Genomic DNA, 20,808 nt, shown 5'->3' on the forward strand with positions numbered 1-20,808 from the left:
CTTCGTCGCGTCTGGCGGGCCGGGACCCGTGCGAGGCCATCCCATGCCGAACCCGCATGATGCGTTCCGGCCTTGGCATTGGCCCGGCGGCCCGCACCATCCCTACAGTGCCGGAACGAAACGCGCCACCACGCTGCAAGAGGAACCGCCATGCGCATCATCGAAATCCGCGAGCAGACCGCCGGCATCAAGTCCGACATCGCCAACGCCTTCATCGATTTCAGCCAGATGACCTGCAGCGTGGTGGCGGTCGTCACCGACGTGGTGCGCGACGGCAGGCCGGTGATCGGCTACGGCTTCAACTCCAATGGGCGCTATGCCGCGGGCGGGCTGCTGCGCGAGCGCTTCATTCCCCGGCTGATGTCGGCCGCTCCAGACAGCCTGCTGGACGATACGGGCGAAAACCTGGACCCGTTCCGCATCTGGGCCCGGCTGATGACCAACGAGAAGCCGGGCGGCCATGGCGAGCGCTCCGTCGCCGTCGGCACCATCGACATGGCGGTGTGGGATGCCGTGGCGAAGATCGCCGGCGTGCCGCTCTACCGCCTGCTGGCCGACCGCTTCCGCGGCGGGGTGGCCGATGACAGCGTCTGGGTCTATGCGGCCGGCGGCTACTACTATCCCGGCAAGGATGTGACGGCGCTGCAGGACGAGATGCGCAGCTATCGCGACCGCGGCTACAAGGTCGTGAAGATGAAGATCGGCGGCGCGTCGCTGGAAGAGGATCTGCGCCGGATCGACGCGGTGCTGGAGGTTGTGGGATCGGGCGGGAACCTGTGCGTCGACGCCAACGGCCGCTTCGACCTCGACACCGCCATCGCATACGCCGAGGCGCTGAAGCCCTACGGCCTGTTCTGGTACGAGGAGGCCGGCGATCCGCTGGACTATGCGCTGCAGGCCGAACTCGCCCACCATTACGAGCGCCCGATGGCGACCGGCGAGAACCTGTTCTCCCACCAGGACGCCCGCAACCTGATCCGCCATGGCGGCATGCGCCCAGACCGCGACTGGCTGCAGTTCGACTGCGCGTTGAGCTACGGTCTGGTGGAGTATATGCGCACGCTGGACATGCTGAAGGAGAACGGCTGGTCCAGCCGCCGGGTGGTGCCGCATGGCGGTCACCAGATGTCGCTGAACATCGCCGCCGGGCTGCATCTGGGCGGCAACGAATCCTATCCCGACGTCTTCAAGCCCTTCTGCGGCTTCGCCGACGGCATCGCGGTGGAGGACGGCCGGGTGCGCCTGCCCGACCTGCCCGGCATCGGGTTCGAGGCCAAGTCGGAGCTGTTCGCGACGATGAGCGGCCTGCTGGAAACCCGATAAAAATTATCAGGTATGGACTCCAAACCTGTTCCTTTGGGAGACGGAGCGCCGTGAATCGAATCGGCCATTGACCAACTGATTTGCTGTGTCAATCTATTGTCGGTCGCAACGTTTCAGAAAGGAGGTGATCCAATGTCTCATGGAGCCAGTCCGGTTGTCGCCGCATTGTTCGGTCTCGCCGCACTCCTGACGGCGGGGATCGCCAACGCGGAGTGTTCGTCCAGCCATAGCGCGAGCGCGTCGCCGCCGCCGGCCTCCAGCACCGTCGGATCGGTCGGAACCCCGGCGCCCAGCAGCACGCGCGGCGGGTGATCGCCGGACGCTGACGACCAGGAACGTCCATGCTTTGGAACGGGCCGCCCCTCACCGGGCGGCCCGTTTCCTGTGTGCCCCGCGGTGCATGGCTTCCCGGATTTGGGCTTGGCTTTCCGAAAGATGCTACAACGCTGACAAATTATTGCTTTTCCGTTTGGTGGAAGGGCAGGCATTGGAATTTTTAACATTTCCCTGCCACCATCGCGCACGAAACCCCCGATATGGGTTCGGGGCGTGTGGGAGAGCACAATGGATCACTCGACCGGTCCTCACCATGGCTGCTGCCAGGGCGAACACAGCTCGCGCCGCGGGTTCCTGAAGCTGGCGACGCTGGGTGCCGGCGTGACGCTGATGGCGCCGATGATGATGAGCCGCCCGGCCCAGGCCGGCAGTGTCGACACGCTTCTGCTGTCCTGCATGGACTATCGCCTGATGGGCCATGTCGCCAGCTACATGAACGCCCGCAACATGCAGGCGAACTACGACCATGTCATCCTGGCCGGCGCCAGCCTGGGCGCGCTGACCGACAAGAAGCCGGCCTGGGGCGAGGCCTTCTGGGACCATGTCGCGGTCGCCAAGGAACTGCACCATATCAAGCGTCTGATCGTCATGGATCACCGCGACTGCGGTGCCTACAAGGTCTTCCTCGGCATGGACGTGGCGTCCGATCCCGCCAAGGAGACCGCGGTTCACGGCCAGTACCTGACCAAGCTGAAGGCGATGGTCAAGGAACGCCACCCCGACCTCGAGGTCGAGCTGCTTCTGATGGGCCTGGACGGCACGGTCGAGAAGCTGGCGGCGTAAGGGGAAAAGACCCCTCTCCCGCTCCGGGAGAGGGTATTTTTAAGTCACATATCCAGCCCCAGATCCAAATTCGGGGCGCTGTGGGTCAGCCAGCCGCAGCTGATCATGTCGACGCCAGTCTCCGCGATGGCGCGGACGGTGGCGAGCGTGACGTTGCCCGAGGCTTCGGTCAGCAGCCGGCCGTCCACCATCCGCACGGCGCGGCGCAGCCTGTCCGGGTCCATGTTGTCGAGCAGCACGACATCGACCGGCAGGCCCAGCAGCTCGTCCAGCTGGTCGAGCGTGTCGACCTCGACCTCCACCTTCACCATGTGGCCGATGGCGGCGCGGACTCGCTCCACCGCCGGTCGCACGCCGCCGGCGACGGCGATGTGGTTGTCCTTGATCAGCACGGCGTCATCCAGCCCGAAGCGGTGGTTGAAGCCGCCGCCCAGCCTGACCGCATGCTTTTCCAGCACGCGCAGGCCGGGGGTGGTCTTGCGGGTGCAGACGATGCGGGCCTTGGTCCCCTCAACCTCGCGCACCAGCGCGCGGGTGGCGGTGGCGATGCCAGACAGCCGGCCCATCAGGTTCAGCGCGGTGCGCTCCGCCGTCAGCAGGGCGCGGGCCTTGCCGGTCAGGGTGGCGATGGTGCCGCCGGGAGGAATGTCGTCGCCGTCGGCGCGCTCGACGGTCACGGAGACGGCGGGGTCGAGCAGGCGGAAGGCGATCAGCGCCGCCTCCAGCCCGGCGACGCGGCCGTCCTTGCGGGCGGCGATGCGGGCGGTTGCCACCGCGTCGGCCGGGATGATGCTGTCGGTGGTGATGTCGCCGGCCCGGCCCAGATCCTCCGCCAGGGCGGCGCGGACGATGGGCTCGACGGTCAGAGGATGCAGCATGCGGCGTCTCCGGGCAGGGGACCGGCGGTGCCGGCCAGATCGCTGAGGGTCAGGGTGCGGGAGAGGGATGCGGGATTCGGCAAGGGATGGTCGCTTCGGCAATGGGCGCCGCGGCTTTCCTCCCGCGCCAGGGCGGCATGGACGACCAGACGGCCGACCAGCAGCCGGTTGCGCGCCTCGCCCCAGTGCCGGACGATGTCCGGCGGAGCCTGGACAGTGTCGTGGGTGTCGCCGTCCTCGCAGCGGAGCGTGTCGAGCGCCGCCGCCAGCCGGTCGAGCTTGCGCCGGGCGGCCAGCAGCCCCAGCCCGTTGCGGACCAGACCGGCCCCGTCATAGAGCGCCGTCCGCGCCTCCGCCCCGATGGCGTCGAGCAGGGCATGGCCGACATCGGCGGCAACCGCCGGCGGGCGGGGCAGGGCGAAGGGCGGCAGCGGAGCAAGCGGCCGTTCCGCCACGTCGCGGGCGACGCGGGCGCCGAAGACCAGCGCCTCCAGCAGGGAATTGCTCGCCAGCCGGTTGGCGCCGTGGACGCCGGTGCAGGCGACCTCGCCGCAGGCCCACAGCCCCTCCAGGCTGGTGCGCCCGTCGGCGTCGGTGACCACGCCGCCCATGTGGTAGTGGGCGGCGGGCGCCACCGGCATCGGCTCCGCGAACGGGTCGAGCCCATGCTCGGCGCAGAGCGCCAGCACGGTGGGGAAGCCGCCGGGCTTGGCGGCCAGCGCCGGCCGCAGGTCGAGGAACACCGGCTCTCCCGCCGCGACACGCCGGCCGATGGCGCGGGCGACCACGTCGCGCGGCGCCAGCTCCGCCAGCGGATGCTCGTCCGGCATGAAGCGGTGGCCATCCCGGTCGAGCAGCAGGGCGCCGGCTCCGCGCAGCGCCTCGGTCAACAGCGGCACCGGGTCGGCATCGACGGCGAGCGCCGTGGGATGGAACTGCACGAATTCCAGGTCGGCCAGCCGGGCGCCGGCCCGCGCGGCGATGGCAAGCCCGTCGCCGGTGGCCTCCGCCGGATTGGTGGTGCGGGCGAAGGCGGCGCCGATCCCGCCGGTCGCCAGGATGACGCGGGGAGCGCGGTGCAGAACCCAGCCCTGGGCATGGCAGGCCAGCAGGCCGCAGACCCGCCCGTTGCGCAGCACGAGATCGACCGCGAAGGCATCGGTCTCCACCCGCACCGATGGGGTATCGCGCAGGCGACCGGCCATGGCGGTGACAAGCGTCCTCCCGGTGGCGTCGCCCCCGGCATGGACGATGCGCGCGGCACCATGGGCGGCCTCGCGGCCCAGCAGCGGCGAGCCGTCGGCGGCGCGGTCGAAGGGCAGGCCGTCCTCCAGCAGGCGGCGGACCAGGGCGGCGCCGTCGCGGGTCAGCAGGGCCGCCATCGCGGCATCGACCAGCCCGGCCCCGGCGGCGACGGTGTCGGTGGCATGGTCCTCCGGCCGGTCGCCGGGACCGACGGCGGCGGCGATGCCGCCCTGGGCGTAGAGGCTGGAGCCGCCCGGCAGTCCGGCGGTCTTGGTGATGAGGGTGACGGCGCGTGGGGCGAGTTGCAGCGCCGCGGTCATCCCGGCAAGGCCGGAGCCGACGACGATCACCTCGGCATCACGGACATCGTAAGGCGTGCTGGAGGTCATGGGGGGACTCCTGACTCTCCCTCTCCCGCCTCTCGCACAAACTTCGTTTGTGCTGACGGCGTCAGGCGGATCAAAGATCCGCTGAGAGCCCCGGGAGAGGGCGTTTCTAAGCACTCACTTCGGCTTCACCGCCAGCATGCGTTCCACCGAGCGGCGGGCGCGGACGGCCAGCGCGTCGGGGATTTCCACCCGCGGTTCCAGGGTCTGCAGCGACTCCAGGATGCTCGACAGCGTCACCGTCTTCATGTGCGGGCAGAGGTTGCAGGGCCGCACGAACTCCGTCTCGGGCGAGGCGGCGGCGACGTTGTCGCTCATCGAGCATTCGGTGACCATCAGCACCCGCGGCGGCTTCTCCGAGCCGACGTAGTCGATCATGCGGGCGGTGGAGCCGACGAAATCGGCAGCCTCCAGCACGTCGGGCGGGCATTCGGGATGGGCGATCACGGTCAGCCGGTCGAAACGGCGGCGGAAATCCTCGATCTCCGCGCCGGTGAAGCGCTCATGCACCTCGCAATGGCCCTTCCAGGCGATGATCTCGACCTTGGTCTGGGTCGCGACATACTTCGCCAGATATTCGTCGGGCAGGAAGATCACCCGGTCGACGCCCAGCGATTCCACCACCTCCACCGCATTGCCCGAGGTGCAGCAGATGTCGACCTCCGCCTTCACCTCGGCCGAGGTGTTGACGTAGGCGACCACCGGCACGCCGGGATGCGCCTCGCGCAGAAGGCGGACATCGGCGGCGGTGATGCTGTCGGCCAGCGAGCAGCCGGCGTTGCGGCTGGGGATCAGCACCGTTTTGGCCGGGTTCAGCAGCTTCGCCGTCTCTGCCATGAAATGCACGCCGGCCAGAACGATCACGTCGGCGTCGGTCTGGGTCGCCCTGGCGGCGAGCGCCAGACTGTCGCCGACGATGTCGGCCACGCCGTGGAAGATCTCCGGCGTCTGGTAGTTGTGGGCCAGGATGACGGCGTTGCGCTCACGCTTCAGCTCGTTGATGGCGTGGACCAGCGGTGCGTGGAAGGGCCATTCGATGGCCGGCACGACACGCTTCATGCGCTCAAAGATCGGCGCGGTCGCCGCGGCGACGGCGGGGGTGTAGGCGAGTTCGGCGACCTCGGGCATTGGGCTGCTCCGCTGTATGCTCTTTCTGAGCAAAACCATATGTGCTCTGTTAGAGCATATCAAGCGGAAAAGTGGATGCGGAAACATTCCAGGCCCGACGGTGTTGTGGCGGTCGTGGATGGGGTCGGCCGCGCGGCCTTGCCCCCCCGTGTCGTGCTGTCAGGAGAAATGCCGATGAAAGCCTTCCTCGCCGCGCTTTGCGCCATCGCCGTGCTGGCGGGTGGCGCCTGGGCGGTCTTGCCGACGCTGTTCGCCCGCAGCGCCGACGAGACCTTCGCGTCGACCGGCGCCCGGGTGGGAGAGGAGGCGTCGATCGCGCACCGCAATTTCTCCGGCCGTCCGCAGCAGTAGGCCGCTGGCGGGAAAAGGGATGACCCCGGCAGGGTAGCCCCGACCGGGTAAGGCAACCTTTGCCCGCGCCGGCCGTTAACCCAGTTCGGGCCACCCATGGCCCAAACGGGAACTCCGGAGCGGCTTGCGGGAGTGCGATGACGGTTCATGATCCGGAAAGCGGCGCGGATGCCTTGCGCGCCGACCTCTACCGGCTGCTGGCGCTGACGCTGGCGGCCCCGCCCTCCGCCGACCTGCTGGAGCTGATCGGCGGCCTGAGGGGGGACGCCACGGCGATCGGCCGCGCCTTCGACGACCTCGCCTCTCGGGCCCGCGCCACCGGTCCGCAGCGGGCGGAGCGGGAATTCAACGCGCTGTTCATCGGTGTCGTCCAGGGCGAACTGGTCCCCTACGCCTCCTACTACCGCACGGGATTCCTGACCGACCGGCCGCTGTCGGCCCTGCGCGCCGACCTCCAGGCGCTGGGACTTGAACGCGCCCCCGACGTGTCGGAGCCGGAGGACCACATCGCCGCACTCTGCGACGTGATGGCGGTGCTGATCCGCGAAGGGGCCGCCCATGCTGTGCAGCGGCACATGCTGGACAGCCATTTGACGCCCTGGGCCGGGCGCTTCTTCCAGGACCTGGAAGGGGCGGAGGCGGCCGGGCTCTACCGCCCGGTCGGCACCATTGGCCGCCTGTTCCTGGAGATCGAACAGGAAGCGCTCGACCGACAAACCGACCCGCTGGAGGGAGCCGACGCATGAGGACGCCGCAAGACCCGCCCCGCAATCCCCCCATACGCAACCCGCTGCAACGCCGCGACATCCTGAAGACGCTGGGGCTGGGGGCGGCCGGCACCGCCGCGGCCACCCTGCTGCCGGCGGGCGACGAGGCGCAGGCGAAGGAATCGCCGCAGGAGCAGGTGAAGGCCCGCTACCGCGAAACCGAACACGTCAAGCGCTTCTACGCGCTGAACCGCCTCTAGAGTGGCCGGGAGAGTTCCAATGCTGGTCAAACGCTCCTCAGCGAAAGCCGCGCGCGGCAAACGCTCCGGTCTGGTCGGCGCGCTGGCCGAGAGCCTGGAGTACGGTGTCAGCCGCCGCGGTTTCCTGCGCCGGTCCGGCCTTGCCGCCGGCGGCATCGCCGCCGTCGGTGCGCTGCCGGGCGCCATGATCCGCAAGGCGGAGGCCGGGCCGATCCTGCCGAACATCGAGGTGGTGACGCGCAAGAACGTCTGCACCCACTGCTCGGTCGGCTGCACCGTGATCGCGGAGGTGCAGAACGGCNCGGCCGAGGCGCATCCGGTGTCGATGCAGCACATGCTGCGCGGCAAGGAGCACAACCGCGCCCCCTTCATCGTCATCGATCCGCGCTTTACCCGCACCGCGGCGCACGCCACCGAATATGTCCGCATCCGCCCCGGCACCGACATTCCCATCGCCTGGGGCCTGCTGTGGCACATCTTCGAGAATGGCTGGGAGGACAAGGAGTATATCCGCCAGCGCGTCTACGGCATGGACGAGATCCGCGCCGAGGTGAGGAAATGGACGCCTGAGGAGGTGGAGCGGGTGACCGGCGTTCCCGGATCCCAGCTGCGCCGGGTGGCGGAAGTGCTGGCGAAGAACAAGCCCAGCACCGTGATCTGGTGCATGGGAGTGACCCAGCACACGGTGGGCACCGCCAATGTCCGCGCGCTGTCGATCCTGCAGCTGGCGCTGGGCAACATCGGGATCGCCGGCGGCGGCGCCAACATCTACCGCGGCCATTGCAACGTGCAGGGCGCCACCGACTTCGGCCTCGATGTCAGCACCCTGCCGGCCTATTACGGGCTGGCCGAAGGGGCCTGGAAGCATTTCGCCCGCGTCTGGGATGTCGGGTACGATTATCTGAGGGGTCGTTTCGGCTCCAAGGACCTGATGGAGGCCAAGGGCATCCCGACCACCCGCTGGTTCGATGCGGTGCTGGCCAAGCCGGGCGACATCGACCAGCCGAGTCCGCTCCGAGCCATGATGTGCTTCGGCCATGGCGGCAACACCGTCACCCGCATGCCGGAGATGGTGAAGGGGCTGGAGAAGTTGAGCCTGCTGGTGGTCGCCGACCCGCATCCGACCACCTTCGCCGCCATCAAGGAGCGGCGCAACGGCACCTACATCCTGCCGGCCTGCACCCAGTTCGAGACCGACGGGTCGCGCACCTGCTCCAACCGCTCGATGCAGTGGGGGGAGAAGGTGGTGGAGCCGATCTTCGAGTCGAGGGACGACTACACCATCATGTATCTGCTGGCCCGCAAGCTGGGCTTCGCCGACGAGATGTTCAAGCACATCACGGTGGAGAACACGCGCCCGGTGCCGGAGGACATCCTGCGCGAGATGAACCGCGGCTGCCTGTCCATCGGCGCCACCGGCCAGTCGCCGGAACGGCTGAAGATGCACATGAAGCATCAGGCCGACTTCGACAAGATCACCATGCGGGCTGCCTCCGGTCCCTGTGCCGGCGACTATTACGGCCTGCCCTGGCCCAGCTGGGGCCATCCGGAGATCCGGCATCCGGGATCGGCGGTGCTCTACGACACCTCCCGCCACGTCATGGAGGGCGGCGGCGTCTTCCGCGCCCGCTTCGGGGTGGAGCGCAACGGCGTCTCGCTGCTGGCCGACGGTTCCTTCTCGAAGGGGTCGGAGATCGAGGACGGCTATCCCGAATTCACCATGGCCGTACTGAAGAAGCTGGGCTGGGACAAGGATCTGACGCCGGAGGAGATGCGCGTCATCCAGGCCATCGGCGGCAACGAGGTGGACAGCGTCAGCTGGCAGACCGACCTGTCGATGGGAATCATCCGCGTCGCGCTGAAGCATGGCTGCGTGCCGCACGGCAACGCCAAGGCGCGCGCCGTCGCCTGGAACCTGCCCGACCCGGTGCCGATCCACCGCGAGCCGATCTATTCTCCGCGCCCCGATCTGGTGAAGGCCTATCCGGCCATCGAGGACCGGCGCGACTTCCGGCTGGTCCAGCTTGCCCGCTCGCTGCAGTTCAAGGTGGCCGACAGCGACCTGCGCCAGCGCTTCCCCATGGTGCTGACCTCCGGCCGGCTGGTCGAATATGAGGGCGGCGGCGAGGAAACCCGGTCCAACCCGTGGCTGGCCGAGCTGCAGGGCNCAACAGCGCGGACGCCGAACGGCTGGGCATCAGGGATGGCGCCTGGGTCTGGGTCCATGGGCCGGAGGATGGCGGCAAGGCCAAGGTGAAGGCGCTGGTGACCGACCGCGTCGGCGGCGGCACGGTGTTCATGCCCTTCCACTTCTCCGGCTTCTGGCAGGGCGAATCCTTGCGCGGCAACTACCCGCCCGACACCGACCCCATCGTGCTGGGCGAACCGGTGAACGGGGTGACGACCTACGGCTACGACCCCGTCACCTTCATGCAGGAAACCAAGGTCACCCTCTGCCGGGTCGAGCCGGCGTGAGCGGAATGCGACAGGGAAGCAGGTAGAACATGGCCCGGATGAAGTTCCTGTGCGATGCNACCGCATGGAGGAGCGGCTGGAGGTCATCGCGCTGGCCGAGACGCTGGACAACGGCAAGCCGATCCGCGAGACCCGCGCCGCCGACGTGCCGCTCGCCATCGACCATTTCCGTTACTATGCCGGCTGCATCCGCGCCCAGGAAGGCTCGATCGGCGAGATCGACCACCACACCTACGCCTACCATTTCCATGAGCCGCTGGGCGTCGTCGGCCAGATCATTCCCTGGAACTTCCCGCTGCTGATGGCGGCCTGGAAGCTGGCCCCGGCGCTGGCCGCCGGCAACTGCATCGTGCTGAAGCCGGCCGAGCAGACCCCGATGGCGATCATGGTGCTGGCCGAGATCATCGGCGATCTGCTGCCGCCCGGCGTGCTGAACATCGTCAACGGCTTCGGCCTCGAGGCCGGCAAGCCGCTCGCCACCAACAAGCGCATCGCCAAGATCGCCTTCACCGGCGAGACCTCGACCGGCCGTCTGATCCTGCAATACGCCGCGGAAAACATCATCCCGTCGACCGTCGAGCTGGGCGGCAAGTCGCCGAACATCTTCTTCGAAGACGTGATGGCCGAAGACGACGAGTTCCTGGACAAGGCGCTGGAAGGCTTCGCGATGTTCGCGCTGAACCAGGGCGAGGTCTGCACCTGCCCGAGCCGCGTCCTCATCCAGAAGTCGATCTACGACCGCTTCATCAAGCTGGCGGTCGAGCGCGTCGCCAAGATCGCGCAGGGCCATCCGCTGGACGGCGGCACGATGATCGGCGCCCAGCTACTGCTTCTACGCCTGCCCGTTCGGCGCACCGCAATTCCCACGCACCACCGATTTCGGCAGCCGCGGCAAGATGGACAAATGCACCTTCTGCGCCGGGGGCCCCGAGGAGGACAACAGCGCCGAGGAATACCGGAAATACGGCTCCAACCGCTTGGCGGAAGGCAAGCTGCCCTTGTGTGCGGAGATGTGCTCCACCCGCGCGCTGATGGGCGGCGACGGCGCCGTGCTGGCCGACATCTACCAGGAACGCTCGCTGCGCCGCGGCTATGGCTCCGGCGCGCCGGGCTGGTCCACCGCCTACGGCCGCAACGACCGCGGCTCCCCCGTCGCGCCCGGCGGGCCGGGGACGGGAGGGGCGTGAGCGTCGCGGCGGTTGCCCCCTCCCCCTCCCTTCCCCGCTCCGCGGGAGAGNGGGAGGGTTAGGGAGGGGGCAACCGGCGCCTCCCTCATATGAAGGACCATACTGGGAGACCACCATGCACCCCCTGCACGCCCTGCTTCTGATCGCCCTGCTGGCCGTTTCCTGTCTGGCCGCTCCGACTTTCGCACAAGCGCAGCTCACCCAGGTGCCCGGCCCCAACTCGCCCACCACCAAGGAGCAGGTGCCGCTCTACGTCCCGCAGGACGGCAAGGTGATCGGCCGCGTCAGCATCCCCGACGAGAGGCTGGCCGTGCTGATCCAGCCGGAAGGGCGGGAGTGGCGGGAATGGCGCAGCCACACGCTGCGGCTGGCCATCGGCGGGCTCGCCATCGGCATGACGGCGGTGCTGGCGGGCTTCTTCCTCTATCGCGGCACCATCCGCATCCATGGCGGCAAGGCGGGACGGCTGGTCCTGCGCTTCAACGGGCTGGACCGCTTCGCCCATTGGACGACGGCGGTCAGCTTCCTGGCGATGGCGCTGACCGGCGCGATCCTGACCTTCGGCCGGACGCTGCTGATCCCGCTGATCGGCCATCAGGCCTTCACGCCGCTGGCGGAGTTTTCCAAGTCGATCCACAACTTCGTCAGCGTGCCTTTCGTCGTCGGGCTGCTGATGATCGTGGCGTTGTGGATGCGCGACAACATTCCCGAAAAATCGGACTGGCAGTGGATCAAGACCGGCGGCGGCCTGTTTTCCAAGGCCGGCGGCCACCATCCGGAAGCCGGGCGCTTCAACGCCGGACAGAAGGGGGTGTTCTGGGGAATCGTGCTGGGCGGGACCGGCATGATCGTCACCGGCTATCTGCTGATGGTGCCCTTCACCGTCTCCGGCATCGGCGGCATGCAGATCATGCACGTCGCCCACGGGCTGCTGGCCGCCGTGCTGATCGCGGTGGTGATCGGCCACATCTATATCGGCACCATCGGCATGGAAGGCGCCTTCGACGCCATGGGCAGCGGCAATGTCGACGAGGCCTGGGCCATCGAGCATCACCGCCGCTGGTACGAGGAGCAACTGCGCAAGGGGTATGTCGAGGGACGGCAGCCGGCGGAGTGAGCGGTCCGGTGGGGGGAGCCGCATAGGGTGATGAGCGAACAATCACACCCCCGCACCGTCTCCTTCCATAGTACAATTTACCCTCCACCTCCCAGAGTGGCTGAATGGTGCAGACAAACGCGCTGGACCGGAGACCTGACCGGTTCACCACACTGAGAGGAACGGCCCAAATGCTCCACCAGGCTCTCGACACGCTTCAGAAGCAGATCGCCCTCCGCCCCCGCTATGACAACTATATCGGCGGCCAGTGGGTTGCTCCGGTGGACGGCCAATACTTCACCAATCTGACCCCGATCACCGGCAAGCCGCTGTGCGAGGTCGCCCGTTCCCAGGCCGCCGACATCGAGCTGGCGCTCGACGCCGCCCACGCCGCCAGAACCGCCTGGGGCCGCACCTCGCCGACCGAGCGCTCGAACATCCTGCTGAAGATCGCCGACCGCATGGAGGAGCGGCTGGAGGTCATCGCGCTGGCCGAGACGCTGGACAACGGCAAGCCGATCCGCGAGACCCGCGCCGCCGACGTGCCGCTCGCCATCGACCATTTCCGTTACTATGCCGGCTGCATCCGCGCCCAGGAAGGCTCGATCGGCGAGATCGACCACCACACCTACGCCTACCATTTCCATGAGCCGCTGGGCGTCGTCGGCCAGATCATTCCCTGGAACTTCCCGCTGCTGATGGCGGCCTGGAAGCTGGCCCCGGCGCTGGCCGCCGGCAACTGCATCGTGCTGAAGCCGGCCGAGCAGACCCCGATGGCGATCATGGTGCTGGCCGAGATCATCGGCGATCTGCTGCCGCCCGGCGTGCTGAACATCGTCAACGGCTTCGGCCTCGAGGCCGGCAAGCCGCTCGCCACCAACAAGCGCATCGCCAAGATCGCCTTCACCGGCGAGACCTCGACCGGCCGTCTGATCCTGCAATACGCCGCGGAAAACATCATCCCGTCGACCGTCGAGCTGGGCGGCAAGTCGCCGAACATCTTCTTCGAAGACGTGATGGCCGAAGACGACGAGTTCCTGGACAAGGCGCTGGAAGGCTTCGCGATGTTCGCGCTGAACCAGGGCGAGGTCTGCACCTGCCCGAGCCGCGTCCTCATCCAGAAGTCGATCTACGACCGCTTCATCAAGCTGGCGGTCGAGCGCGTCGCCAAGATCGCGCAGGGCCATCCGCTGGACGGCGGCACGATGATCGGCGCCCAGGCCTCGCAGGAGCAGCTGGAGAAGATCCTCTCCTACATCGAGATCGGCAAGGCCGAGGGCGCCAAGGTGCTGCTCGGCGGCGAGCGCGCCCATCTGGGCGGCGAGCTGGAGGGCGGCTACTATGTTCAGCCGACCATCCTGGAAGGCCACAACAAGATGCGCATCTTCCAGGAGGAAATCTTCGGTCCGGTCGTCGCCGTGACCACCTTCGAGACCGAGGAAGAGGCGCTGGCCATCGCCAACGACAGCGAGTTCGGCCTGGGCGCCGGTGTCTGGACCCGTGACGGCAGTCGGTACTTCCGCATGGGCCGCGCCATCCAGGCCGGCCGCGTGTGGACCAACTGCTACCACCTGTACCCGGCGCATGCCGCCTTCGGTGGTTACAAGAAGTCCGGCATCGGCCGCGAGACGCACAAGATGATGCTCGACCACTACCAGCAGACCAAGTGCCTGCTGGTCAGCTACAGCCCGAAAGCGCTCGGCTTCTTCTGAGCCCCGCTCCTCCCTATCGGGCAAACCTGGGCCGGGGGCACGTCCCCCGGCCTTTTTTCTTTCCCCGCGTGGTTTCGTGATAAAGGACCGCCATGACCGACCGCGTGACCGCCACTCCCGAAGCCGTCGCCCTGCTCGACCGCCTGTCGGCCAAGCACGGGCCGCTGATGCTGCATCTGTCGGGTGGCTGCTGCGACGGGTCGGCGCCGCTCTGCCTGCCGCTGGGGGAGTTCCGTCTGGGCGGGCGCGACCTTCAACTCGGCACGGTCGCCGGCGCGCCCTTCTGCATGTCCGACGACACTTTTCAATGGTGGCGCAACAGCCAGGTCATATTGGATGTTATCCATGCGCGTGGCGGCGGCTTCTCGCTGGAGGCGCCGGACGGGGTGCGCTTCACCGCCAGGGCCCGCCTGTTCACCGACGAGGAACTGGCCGGGCTTTCCGATCCCCAACCGGCCGAGACCGTTTAGGAGCCGCCCTGCATCATGTCGTCCTTCACCGGCCCGCGGATTGGTCTTGCCCGCCGCCATCCCTGGAGTACCCTTGCCGGATCGCCTCCGCGGGTGGAGCGGGAGGTGCAGGGGGCAGGCATGTCCGCACGGGAGAACTCCGCGGAAGGTCCGGTGAGAACGGCGTCCGGCGATGGCATGCCGCGCGCCGTCACCCATGCCGAACGGCCGGAGGACGCCGCGCGTGACCTGCGCGCCGGGCTGGGCGAGACGGCGCTGGAGCTGGTGGTGGTCTTCTGTGCGCCCAGTTACGACCGCCATGCCCTGGCCGATGCGCTGGCGGCGGAGTTCGGCATGGTTCCGGTCATCGGCTGCACCACGGCGGGGGAGATCGGTCCCGGCGGCTATACCACCAACGCGCTGGTGGCGGTGGGCTTCCCGAGTGAGGATTTCTGCATCGTCACTGCGCTGGTCGACCATGTCGACCGTTTCGAGATCGCCGACAGCACGGCCATCGCGCGTTCCCTGCTGTCTCGGCGCGACCGGGCGCTGGCCTCGCGGCCGGTGCCGCTGGGCGAGGACGCCCGCAGCTTCGCCATGCTGCTGATCGACGGGCTGTCGATGAGCGAGGAGACGGTGGTCAGTGCGCTGCACAATGCGCTGATCGACATCCCGCTGTTCGGAGCCTCGGCCGGCGACGACCTGCATTTCGAGCGCACCTTCGTCCTGCATGAGGGCGCCTTCCATCCCAATGCCGCGGTGGTGACGCTGTTCACCACGACGCGGCCCTTCACCGTCTTCCGCACCCAGCATTTCGTCAGCTCCGACCGCAAGATGGTGGTCACCGGCGCCGATCCGCAGCACCGCATCGTCCATGAGATCAATGCCGAGCCGGCTGGCCGCGAATATGCCCGTCTGGTCGGGCTGGAGGGGGAGCCGCTGACGCCGATGATCTTCGCCTCCCATCCGGTGGTGGTTCGGGTCGGCGGCCAATACCATGTCCGCTCGATCCAGAAGGTGAACGACGACGAGAGCCTGACCTTCTTCTGCGCCATCGACGAGGGCATCGTCCTGACGGTGGCGGAGGGGGTCGATCCGGTCGCCAACTTCGACGGGCTGATCGAGGGCATCGAGGCGGAGGTCGGTGCGCCCGACCTGATCCTCGGCTGCGATTGCATCCTGCGCCGGCTGGAGATGGAGCAGCGGCAGCTGAACGCCGTCATGTCCGACCGGCTGGCCCGCCACCGCGTCGTCGGTTTCTGCGCCTATGGCGAACAGGTGAACGGCATGCACGTCAACCAGACCTTCACGGGCGTCGCCATCGGAGGGCGTTAAGCCATGGCCGGCATCCAAACCCGCAGCTGGACACTCGACCCCGCCGACCGCATCGCTGAGCTGGAGCGCGAGAATGCCAAGCTCCAGCGCATCAACAAGGTGCTGATGGACCGCGTCGAGCGGTCGATGGATTTCCAGGGCGGCGCCTTCTCGCTGTTCCAGACCGCCATCGTGCTGGAACAGAAGATCCGCGAACGCACGCTGGAGCTGGAACGCGCCCTGCACAAGCTGGAGGACAGCAACCGCGACCTCGCCCGCGCCAAGGAACTGGCGGACACCATGCGCACCCGCCTGTTCGAGGCGATCGAATCGGTGAACGAGGGATTCGCCCTGTTCGACTCTGCCGACCGGCTGGTGCTGTGCAACCGCAAATACCTGTCCTACTGGCCGTCGGTGGCCGGGCGCATCCAGGCCGGCATCCGCTTCAACGATCTGGTCGCCATGGTCGCCGCCGCCGGCGCGGTCAGCGAGCCGCCGCCCGACGTCTGGCTGCGCGAGCGGATGGAGCATCGCCACGACCTGAAGGGCGTCTTCCTCAATCGGCTTTCGGACGGCCGCTGGATCCAGGTGAACGAGCGGCGCACCCGCGACGGCGGCATCGTCGGCGTCTATACCGACATCACCGTCATCAAGCATGAGGAGGAGCGGCGGCGCGAATCCGAACAGGCGGAGAAATCCGCCCTGATGATGCTGAACGACCAGCTCCAGCAGGCCAAATCCCAGGCCGATCAGGCCAATTTGTCGAAGACCCGCTTCATCGCCGCCGCCAGCCACGACCTGCTGNGGAGCAGCCGGACGCCAATGTCGAGCTGGTGGAGAACATCGACGTGGCTTTGGCGTCGGTGGAGGATCTGCTGTCGGCGCTGCTGGACATCTCCAAGCTCGATGCCGGGGCGGTCACGCCGGAGCTCACCGACTTCCCGCTGCGCGGCATCCTGGCGCCGCTCGCCACCGAATATGCCGCGGTGGCGGCGGAACGCGGCATCGACCTGAAGGTCGTCGGGTCGGGGGCGGTGGTGCGCAGCGACATGCGGCTGTTGCGCCGGATCGTGCAGAATTTCCTGTCCAATGCCCTGCGCTATGTCCAGGGCGGCCGGGTGGTGGTCGGCTGCCGCCGGACCGGCGACGGCAGCATCCGGATCGAGGTGTGGGACAACGGCCCCGGCATCCCGCGCGACAAGATCACCGAGATCTTCCAGGAATTCCGCCGGCTCGACACCCCCGTCACCAAGGGGAGGGATCGCGGCATGGGGCTTGGCCTCGCCATCGTCGACCGCGTCGCCCGCATGCTGGACCATCCCATCACCGTGCGGTCGGAGCCGGGCCGAGGCTCCGTCTTCGCCGTCACCGTGCCGCGCGGCACCGAGCGCCGCGCCGTGCGCCCGGCCAGCGTCGCCGCAAGGCCGATGACCAACCGGCTGGCCGGGACCTCCGTTCTGGTGCTGGACAACGAGCCGGCGGTGGTGGCGGGGATGGAGGCGCTGCTGCGCGGCTGGGCCTGCGACGTGGTGTCGGCCACCAATGGCGACGAGGCGCTGGCCCTGCTGTCCGGCATGCCGCAGCCGCCGGATTTGCTGATCGCCGACTATCACCTCGACGACGGGGCGCTGGGCGTCAACGAGGTGGCGCGGCTGCGCGCCGCCTGCGGCCGCATCCTGCCCGCGGTGATCGTCACCGCCAACCGCACCCCGGAACTGGCGGACGAGGCCAAGGCGGCGGGCTGTCTGGTGCTGAACAAGCCGGTGAAGCCGGCGCAGCTGCGCGCGGTGATGTCGGGATTGGTGGGGTAGCGCGGGGCTGGAGAACCGGGCCAATGATTTACCGGTAACGCCTTACCCATCCGGCAGTTGCATGACCGACCCCTTTGCGTTGCGTGACAAGGCGCTCGGTCTCTTCAAGCAGATGTCGGCGGAGACCGTTCAAACAATGGTGTCGGTTCGTCCTGAGCCGGCTGGTGTGTCGCCGGTTTTCAGCGCTTGGGTCAAGGCCGCCAGAACGGCATCATTGCCGCCGGTACCAGATACCATAGGACGTGGCTGAACGCCCGGCGCCCGCTGTCGGTCAGGGGTGTTCTCGGCCGTGGCTTTCAACAACGCAAGCATCGCGTCATTTTCCGGAGTTTTCATTGCGGGAGCAGCCAGTCCGGCCGATCCAACCTCGGTCTGCGATGTAGACGATTGCGACGAGGCCTGCCTTTCATTTGTCGATGGAATTGCGTTGGCCGCAGTCGTCGCGGCATTGGCGTAAGAGGACCGCTGTATCCCGCTGAGGTCTATTTCACTGACAGCGGCTTTCGCGGCGCTCGTATAGACCGACGTATCAAAGCCGAGGTCAATCAATTTGCTTAAGGATGCGGTGTCGGATTTCGAGAAAAATTGACCATCCCCTTCATCTGAAAACAAATTCGATTCTTTAAGGTCGCGGGCGGATATCGCAATATAACTTTGATCTTGGCTGTAATCTATCTCTTCAAAATCGCCATTTTCTTTTATGAATTCCTGTTCATATTTTCCCAGAGATTCAAAGGTTTCTTTTCCTTTTGAAGCCGCCTCACTGGAGTCCTCTATGCCGGATTTCTCCAGAGTCTTCATGAGATCGGCCGCGCCGCTCATAAACTTCATCTGCTTGTTATAGAGATCCTCTCTTATATCGCTGGCCGATGCCGCTGGCCCGCCGTTCTCATCGGATAACTTGGTCATATATCGGCTTTGTACAGCTTCTTTACCGATGGCCCTCAGACCACCGACAACTTCCTCAGCCGTCATGATGCCGGCCTTGACATAATTTTCCAGCATGCCGCGCGCCTTGCCATCCAACTTCTCAAAGACCTTGGCGGCAACGCCGGTCAGTGCTTTGCCGAGCGGACTGACATCCACACTGTCTGCCTCTTGCGCCGACGGTGCTGAAAAGGCGGTTGCGACGGAACTTTTGCCTGAGCCGCTGCCCGATCTAACCGGCTTCCAGATTTCGGCCTGAGCGGAAGAAACGGTGGAAAACAGGCGGTTCGTGTTGAGAGACATGACGGTCTCCTGGCTTGGCAGGCAAATGAGTGAAGAAGAGCAGCGGGCTCGCGAAAACGGCGTATCCAGCATAACAAAATTCTCGTTTAGGGAAAGACGATTCAAAATTCTGGTCGAAATACATCAGTTGGTTCGAAACCTACACATCCCGTGGCTGTTGGGGCGACCGAGGCTGACGACGGCCGGTCATTCAACACTCCCCCGGCGGTTTTGTGCATTGCAGCACGCTGCCATTCCCAGAATGCAGGGCCGATCACCACCATCTGAGCGCATATAAGATTGTGAGAGCGACGAAGACGCCGCTCCGATCTTCATAAGACGAGGCCTGAGGTGATTCACAAGATTTTGGACGCCATCGACAAGGCGGTTGCGGAAAAGCGCGAAAATGGCCAACTCGATGAGTGGTTCAAGAGCGGAGCTGCCAAGCGCTTCTGCGAAAAGATTTCGGTTGGCCGCAAACACTACTATCCCGCCCTGCTTCTCTATTTGGAGCGCAATGGCGGGCAGCACGTATGACGGCATATGGGTAACGGGAACGGGCCGCGGATTTCCGCGGCCCGCCCGTTTTTGAGAGGCTCTATTCGGCGGCCAGAGGCTTCGGCATCATGCTGCCGGTCTGCTGGAAACGGGTGTGCCAGGCGAAGGCCTCCTCCAGCAAATGCGGGGTGTGGCCGCCGCGCTGAAGCGCCCGGCGATGATAGTCTGCCGCCAGTTCGCGGTAGCTGGGATGGACGCAGTTGCGGATGATGGTCTCCGCCCGCTCGCGCGGTGCCAGCCCGCGCAGGTCGGCCAGACCGACCTCCGTCACCAGGACGTCCACGTCATGTTCGTTGTGGTCGACATGGCTGACCATCGGCACGACGCTGGAGATGGCGCCGCCCTTTGCCAGCGACTTGGTGACGAAGATGGCGAGATGGCTGTTGCGGGCGAAGTCGCCGGAACCGCCGATGCCGTTCATCATCTGCGTGCCGTTGACATGGGTGGAGTTGACGTTGCCGTAGATGTCGCACTCCAGCGCCGTGTTGATGCCGATGACGCCCAGCCGCCTGATCACCTCCGGATGGTTGGAGATCTCCTGCGGCCGCAGCAGCAGCCGGCCCTTGTAGGAGCCGATCTTCGGCAGCACCTCGGCATATTTGCCGGCGCTGAGCGTGATCGAGGATCCCGACGCGAAGGTCAGCTTGCCGGCGTCGAAAAGCTCGAAGGTGCTGTCCTGCAGCACCTCGCTGTACATGGTCAGGTCGTGGAACGGCCCGTCGATCAACCCATGCAGCACGGCGTTGGCGATGGTGCCGATGCCGGCCTGCAGCGGCGCCAGCGAGCGCCCCATCCGGCCCTGCTTCACCTCCCGGCCCAGGAACTCGATCAGGTGGCCGGCGATGGCGTTGGTTTCGTCGTCCGGCGGCAGGATGCTGGCGGAGCTGTCCTGCTTGCGCGTCACCACGATGGCCGCGATCCGCGACGGGTCGATCGGGATATAGGGCAGGCCGGCGCGGCTTTCCGCCGTCACCACCGGGATCGGCTCGCGGAAGGGGCGGCGCGTCGGGATGTAGACGTCGTGCATCCCCTCCAGATCAAGCGGCTGGGTCAGGTTCAGCTCGATGATGATCTTCTCGGCCAGGATGGCGAAGGTCGCCGAATTGCCGATGGAGGTGGTCGGCACGATCCCGCCGTTCTCGGTGATGGCGCAGGCCTCGATCACCGCGATGTCGACCGGCCCCATCTGGCGCGAGCGCAGCAGTTCCACCGTCTCCGACAGATGCTGGTCGACGAACATCACCTCGCCGCGGTTGATCGCCTTGCGCAGCACCGGATCGGCCTGGAAGGGCAGGCGGCGGGACAGAACTCCGGCCTCGGTCAGGATGCGGTCCACGTCGTTGCCCAGCGAGGCGCCGGTCATCAGCGTGATCTTCAGCTTTTCGGATGCGGCGCGCTCGGCCAGCGCCAGCGGCACCGCCTTGGCGTCGCCGGCGCGGGTGAAGCCGCTCATGCCCACGGTCATGCCGTCCTTGATGAGGAAGGCGGCCTCTTCCGCCGGCACCACCTTGCCCCACAGCGACTTCAGGCGGATGCGATCTCGGTACATCGGGCGTTCCTTTTATGAGTGCTTTTTGCGAATGGAGAACGATCCGTTCCC

The 20,808-nt window shown here is 66.8% G+C and carries 19 protein-coding genes and 2 pseudogenes; 16 read left to right on the forward strand and 5 right to left on the reverse strand.

Features of this window, described 5'->3' with window-relative positions:
• Window positions 1-150: 150 nt before the first annotated feature.
• Window positions 151-1,323 (forward strand): mandelate racemase/muconate lactonizing enzyme family protein, encoded by a 1,173-nt coding sequence (locus A6A40_RS26715; RefSeq protein WP_108548850.1) that lies wholly within the window; start codon window positions 151-153, stop codon window positions 1,321-1,323.
• Between the two features lie 564 nt (window positions 1,324-1,887).
• A complete protein-coding gene (locus A6A40_RS26725; RefSeq protein ID WP_108548851.1) occupies window positions 1,888-2,442 on the forward strand; it encodes a carbonic anhydrase in 555 nt (184 codons plus the stop codon).
• Between the two features lie 44 nt (window positions 2,443-2,486).
• Here A6A40_RS26725 and nadC read toward each other — a convergent pair whose 3' ends face one another.
• The 3 genes from nadC to nadA all read right to left on the reverse strand — a co-directional run bounded on the left by nadC (window position 2,487) and on the right by nadA (window position 6,118).
• Window positions 2,487-3,320 (reverse strand): carboxylating nicotinate-nucleotide diphosphorylase, encoded by an 834-nt coding sequence (gene nadC / locus A6A40_RS26730; RefSeq protein ID WP_108548852.1) that lies wholly within the window; start codon window positions 3,318-3,320, stop codon window positions 2,487-2,489.
• The gene (locus tag A6A40_RS26735; RefSeq protein WP_108548853.1) at window positions 3,305-4,954 is read right to left on the reverse strand and encodes an L-aspartate oxidase; all 1,650 of its coding nucleotides are present in this window, start codon (window positions 4,952-4,954) and stop codon (window positions 3,305-3,307) included. Before A6A40_RS26735 ends, nadC begins: the two co-directional genes overlap by 16 nt.
• Window positions 4,955-5,068: 114 nt before the next feature.
• Window positions 5,069-6,118, reverse strand: a complete 1,050-nt coding sequence (gene nadA / locus A6A40_RS26740; protein ID WP_236784062.1) for a quinolinate synthase NadA — start codon at window positions 6,116-6,118, stop codon at window positions 5,069-5,071.
• A 135-nt stretch (window positions 6,119-6,253) separates the two neighbouring features.
• Between nadA and A6A40_RS31035 the strand changes: the two genes are divergently transcribed.
• The 13 genes and pseudogenes from A6A40_RS31035 to A6A40_RS31885 all read left to right on the forward strand — a co-directional run bounded on the left by A6A40_RS31035 (window position 6,254) and on the right by A6A40_RS31885 (window position 17,441).
• The gene (locus A6A40_RS31035; protein WP_167562534.1) at window positions 6,254-6,430 is read left to right on the forward strand and encodes a hypothetical protein; all 177 of its coding nucleotides are present in this window, start codon (window positions 6,254-6,256) and stop codon (window positions 6,428-6,430) included.
• Between the two features lie 137 nt (window positions 6,431-6,567).
• Window positions 6,568-7,176: a TorD/DmsD family molecular chaperone gene (locus A6A40_RS26745; RefSeq protein ID WP_108548855.1), complete on the forward strand. Its 609-nt coding sequence runs from the start codon at window positions 6,568-6,570 to the stop codon at window positions 7,174-7,176.
• Window positions 7,173-7,397, forward strand: coding sequence for a hypothetical protein (locus A6A40_RS26750; RefSeq protein WP_108548856.1), 225 nt, complete (start codon window positions 7,173-7,175; stop codon window positions 7,395-7,397). The genes A6A40_RS26745 and A6A40_RS26750 overlap by 4 nt, the downstream gene beginning before the upstream one ends.
• A 19-nt stretch (window positions 7,398-7,416) precedes the next feature.
• Window positions 7,417-7,698, forward strand: a 282-nt coding sequence (locus tag A6A40_RS31865; RefSeq protein WP_236784063.1) for a twin-arginine translocation signal domain-containing protein, incomplete at its 3' end; no start/stop codon positions are given.
• A gap of 1 nt (window position 7,699) precedes the next feature.
• Window positions 7,700-9,564 (forward strand): annotated as a pseudogene (locus A6A40_RS26755) (molybdopterin-dependent oxidoreductase); the annotation flags it as partial.
• A 1-nt stretch (window position 9,565) separates the two neighbouring features.
• Window positions 9,566-9,872: pseudogene (locus A6A40_RS31870) on the forward strand (molybdopterin dinucleotide binding domain-containing protein); the annotation flags it as partial.
• 64 nt (window positions 9,873-9,936) lie between these two features.
• A partial coding sequence (locus tag A6A40_RS32365; RefSeq protein WP_335645208.1) for an aldehyde dehydrogenase family protein occupies window positions 9,937-11,109 on the forward strand: 1,173 nt, incomplete at its 3' end.
• 65 nt (window positions 11,110-11,174) lie between these two features.
• Complete coding sequence (locus A6A40_RS26770; RefSeq protein ID WP_108548857.1) at window positions 11,175-12,176, forward strand: formate dehydrogenase subunit gamma; 1,002 nt, start codon at window positions 11,175-11,177, stop codon at window positions 12,174-12,176.
• A gap of 170 nt (window positions 12,177-12,346) precedes the next feature.
• Window positions 12,347-13,867 (forward strand): aldehyde dehydrogenase, encoded by a 1,521-nt coding sequence (adh, locus tag A6A40_RS26775; RefSeq protein ID WP_108548858.1) that lies wholly within the window; start codon window positions 12,347-12,349, stop codon window positions 13,865-13,867.
• Window positions 13,868-13,959: 92 nt separating this feature from the next.
• Window positions 13,960-14,337, forward strand: a complete 378-nt coding sequence (locus A6A40_RS26780; protein WP_108548859.1) for a DUF779 domain-containing protein — start codon at window positions 13,960-13,962, stop codon at window positions 14,335-14,337.
• Between the two features lie 15 nt (window positions 14,338-14,352).
• Entirely contained in the window at window positions 14,353-15,651 is a 1,299-nt protein-coding gene (gene nosP / locus A6A40_RS26785) for a nitric oxide-sensing protein NosP (RefSeq protein ID WP_236784064.1), read from the forward strand.
• Window positions 15,652-15,654: 3 nt separating this feature from the next.
• A partial coding sequence (locus A6A40_RS31880; protein WP_236784065.1) for a PAS-domain containing protein occupies window positions 15,655-16,434 on the forward strand: 780 nt, incomplete at its 3' end.
• A gap of 59 nt (window positions 16,435-16,493) precedes the next feature.
• Window positions 16,494-17,441, forward strand: a complete 948-nt coding sequence (locus A6A40_RS31885) for an ATP-binding response regulator (RefSeq protein ID WP_335645212.1) — start codon at window positions 16,494-16,496, stop codon at window positions 17,439-17,441.
• Window positions 17,442-17,570: 129 nt separating this feature from the next.
• Here the strand turns inward: A6A40_RS31885 and A6A40_RS30600 are convergent, their stop codons facing one another.
• Entirely contained in the window at window positions 17,571-18,671 is a 1,101-nt protein-coding gene (locus A6A40_RS30600) for a hypothetical protein (protein WP_146191653.1), read from the reverse strand.
• Window positions 18,672-19,001: 330 nt separating this feature from the next.
• Here A6A40_RS30600 and A6A40_RS26800 point away from each other — a divergent pair, with 330 nt between their 5' ends.
• Window positions 19,002-19,187, forward strand: a complete 186-nt coding sequence (locus A6A40_RS26800; RefSeq protein ID WP_108548862.1) for a hypothetical protein — start codon at window positions 19,002-19,004, stop codon at window positions 19,185-19,187.
• A 61-nt stretch (window positions 19,188-19,248) separates the two neighbouring features.
• Here the strand turns inward: A6A40_RS26800 and A6A40_RS26805 are convergent, their stop codons facing one another.
• Window positions 19,249-20,757 (reverse strand): acetyl-CoA hydrolase/transferase family protein, encoded by a 1,509-nt coding sequence (locus tag A6A40_RS26805; RefSeq protein WP_108548863.1) that lies wholly within the window; start codon window positions 20,755-20,757, stop codon window positions 19,249-19,251.
• Window positions 20,758-20,808: the final 51 nt, after the last annotated feature.

Origin of the sequence: Azospirillum humicireducens (assembly GCF_001639105.2) — a bacterium.
Taxonomy (GTDB): domain Bacteria; phylum Pseudomonadota; class Alphaproteobacteria; order Azospirillales; family Azospirillaceae; genus Azospirillum; species Azospirillum humicireducens.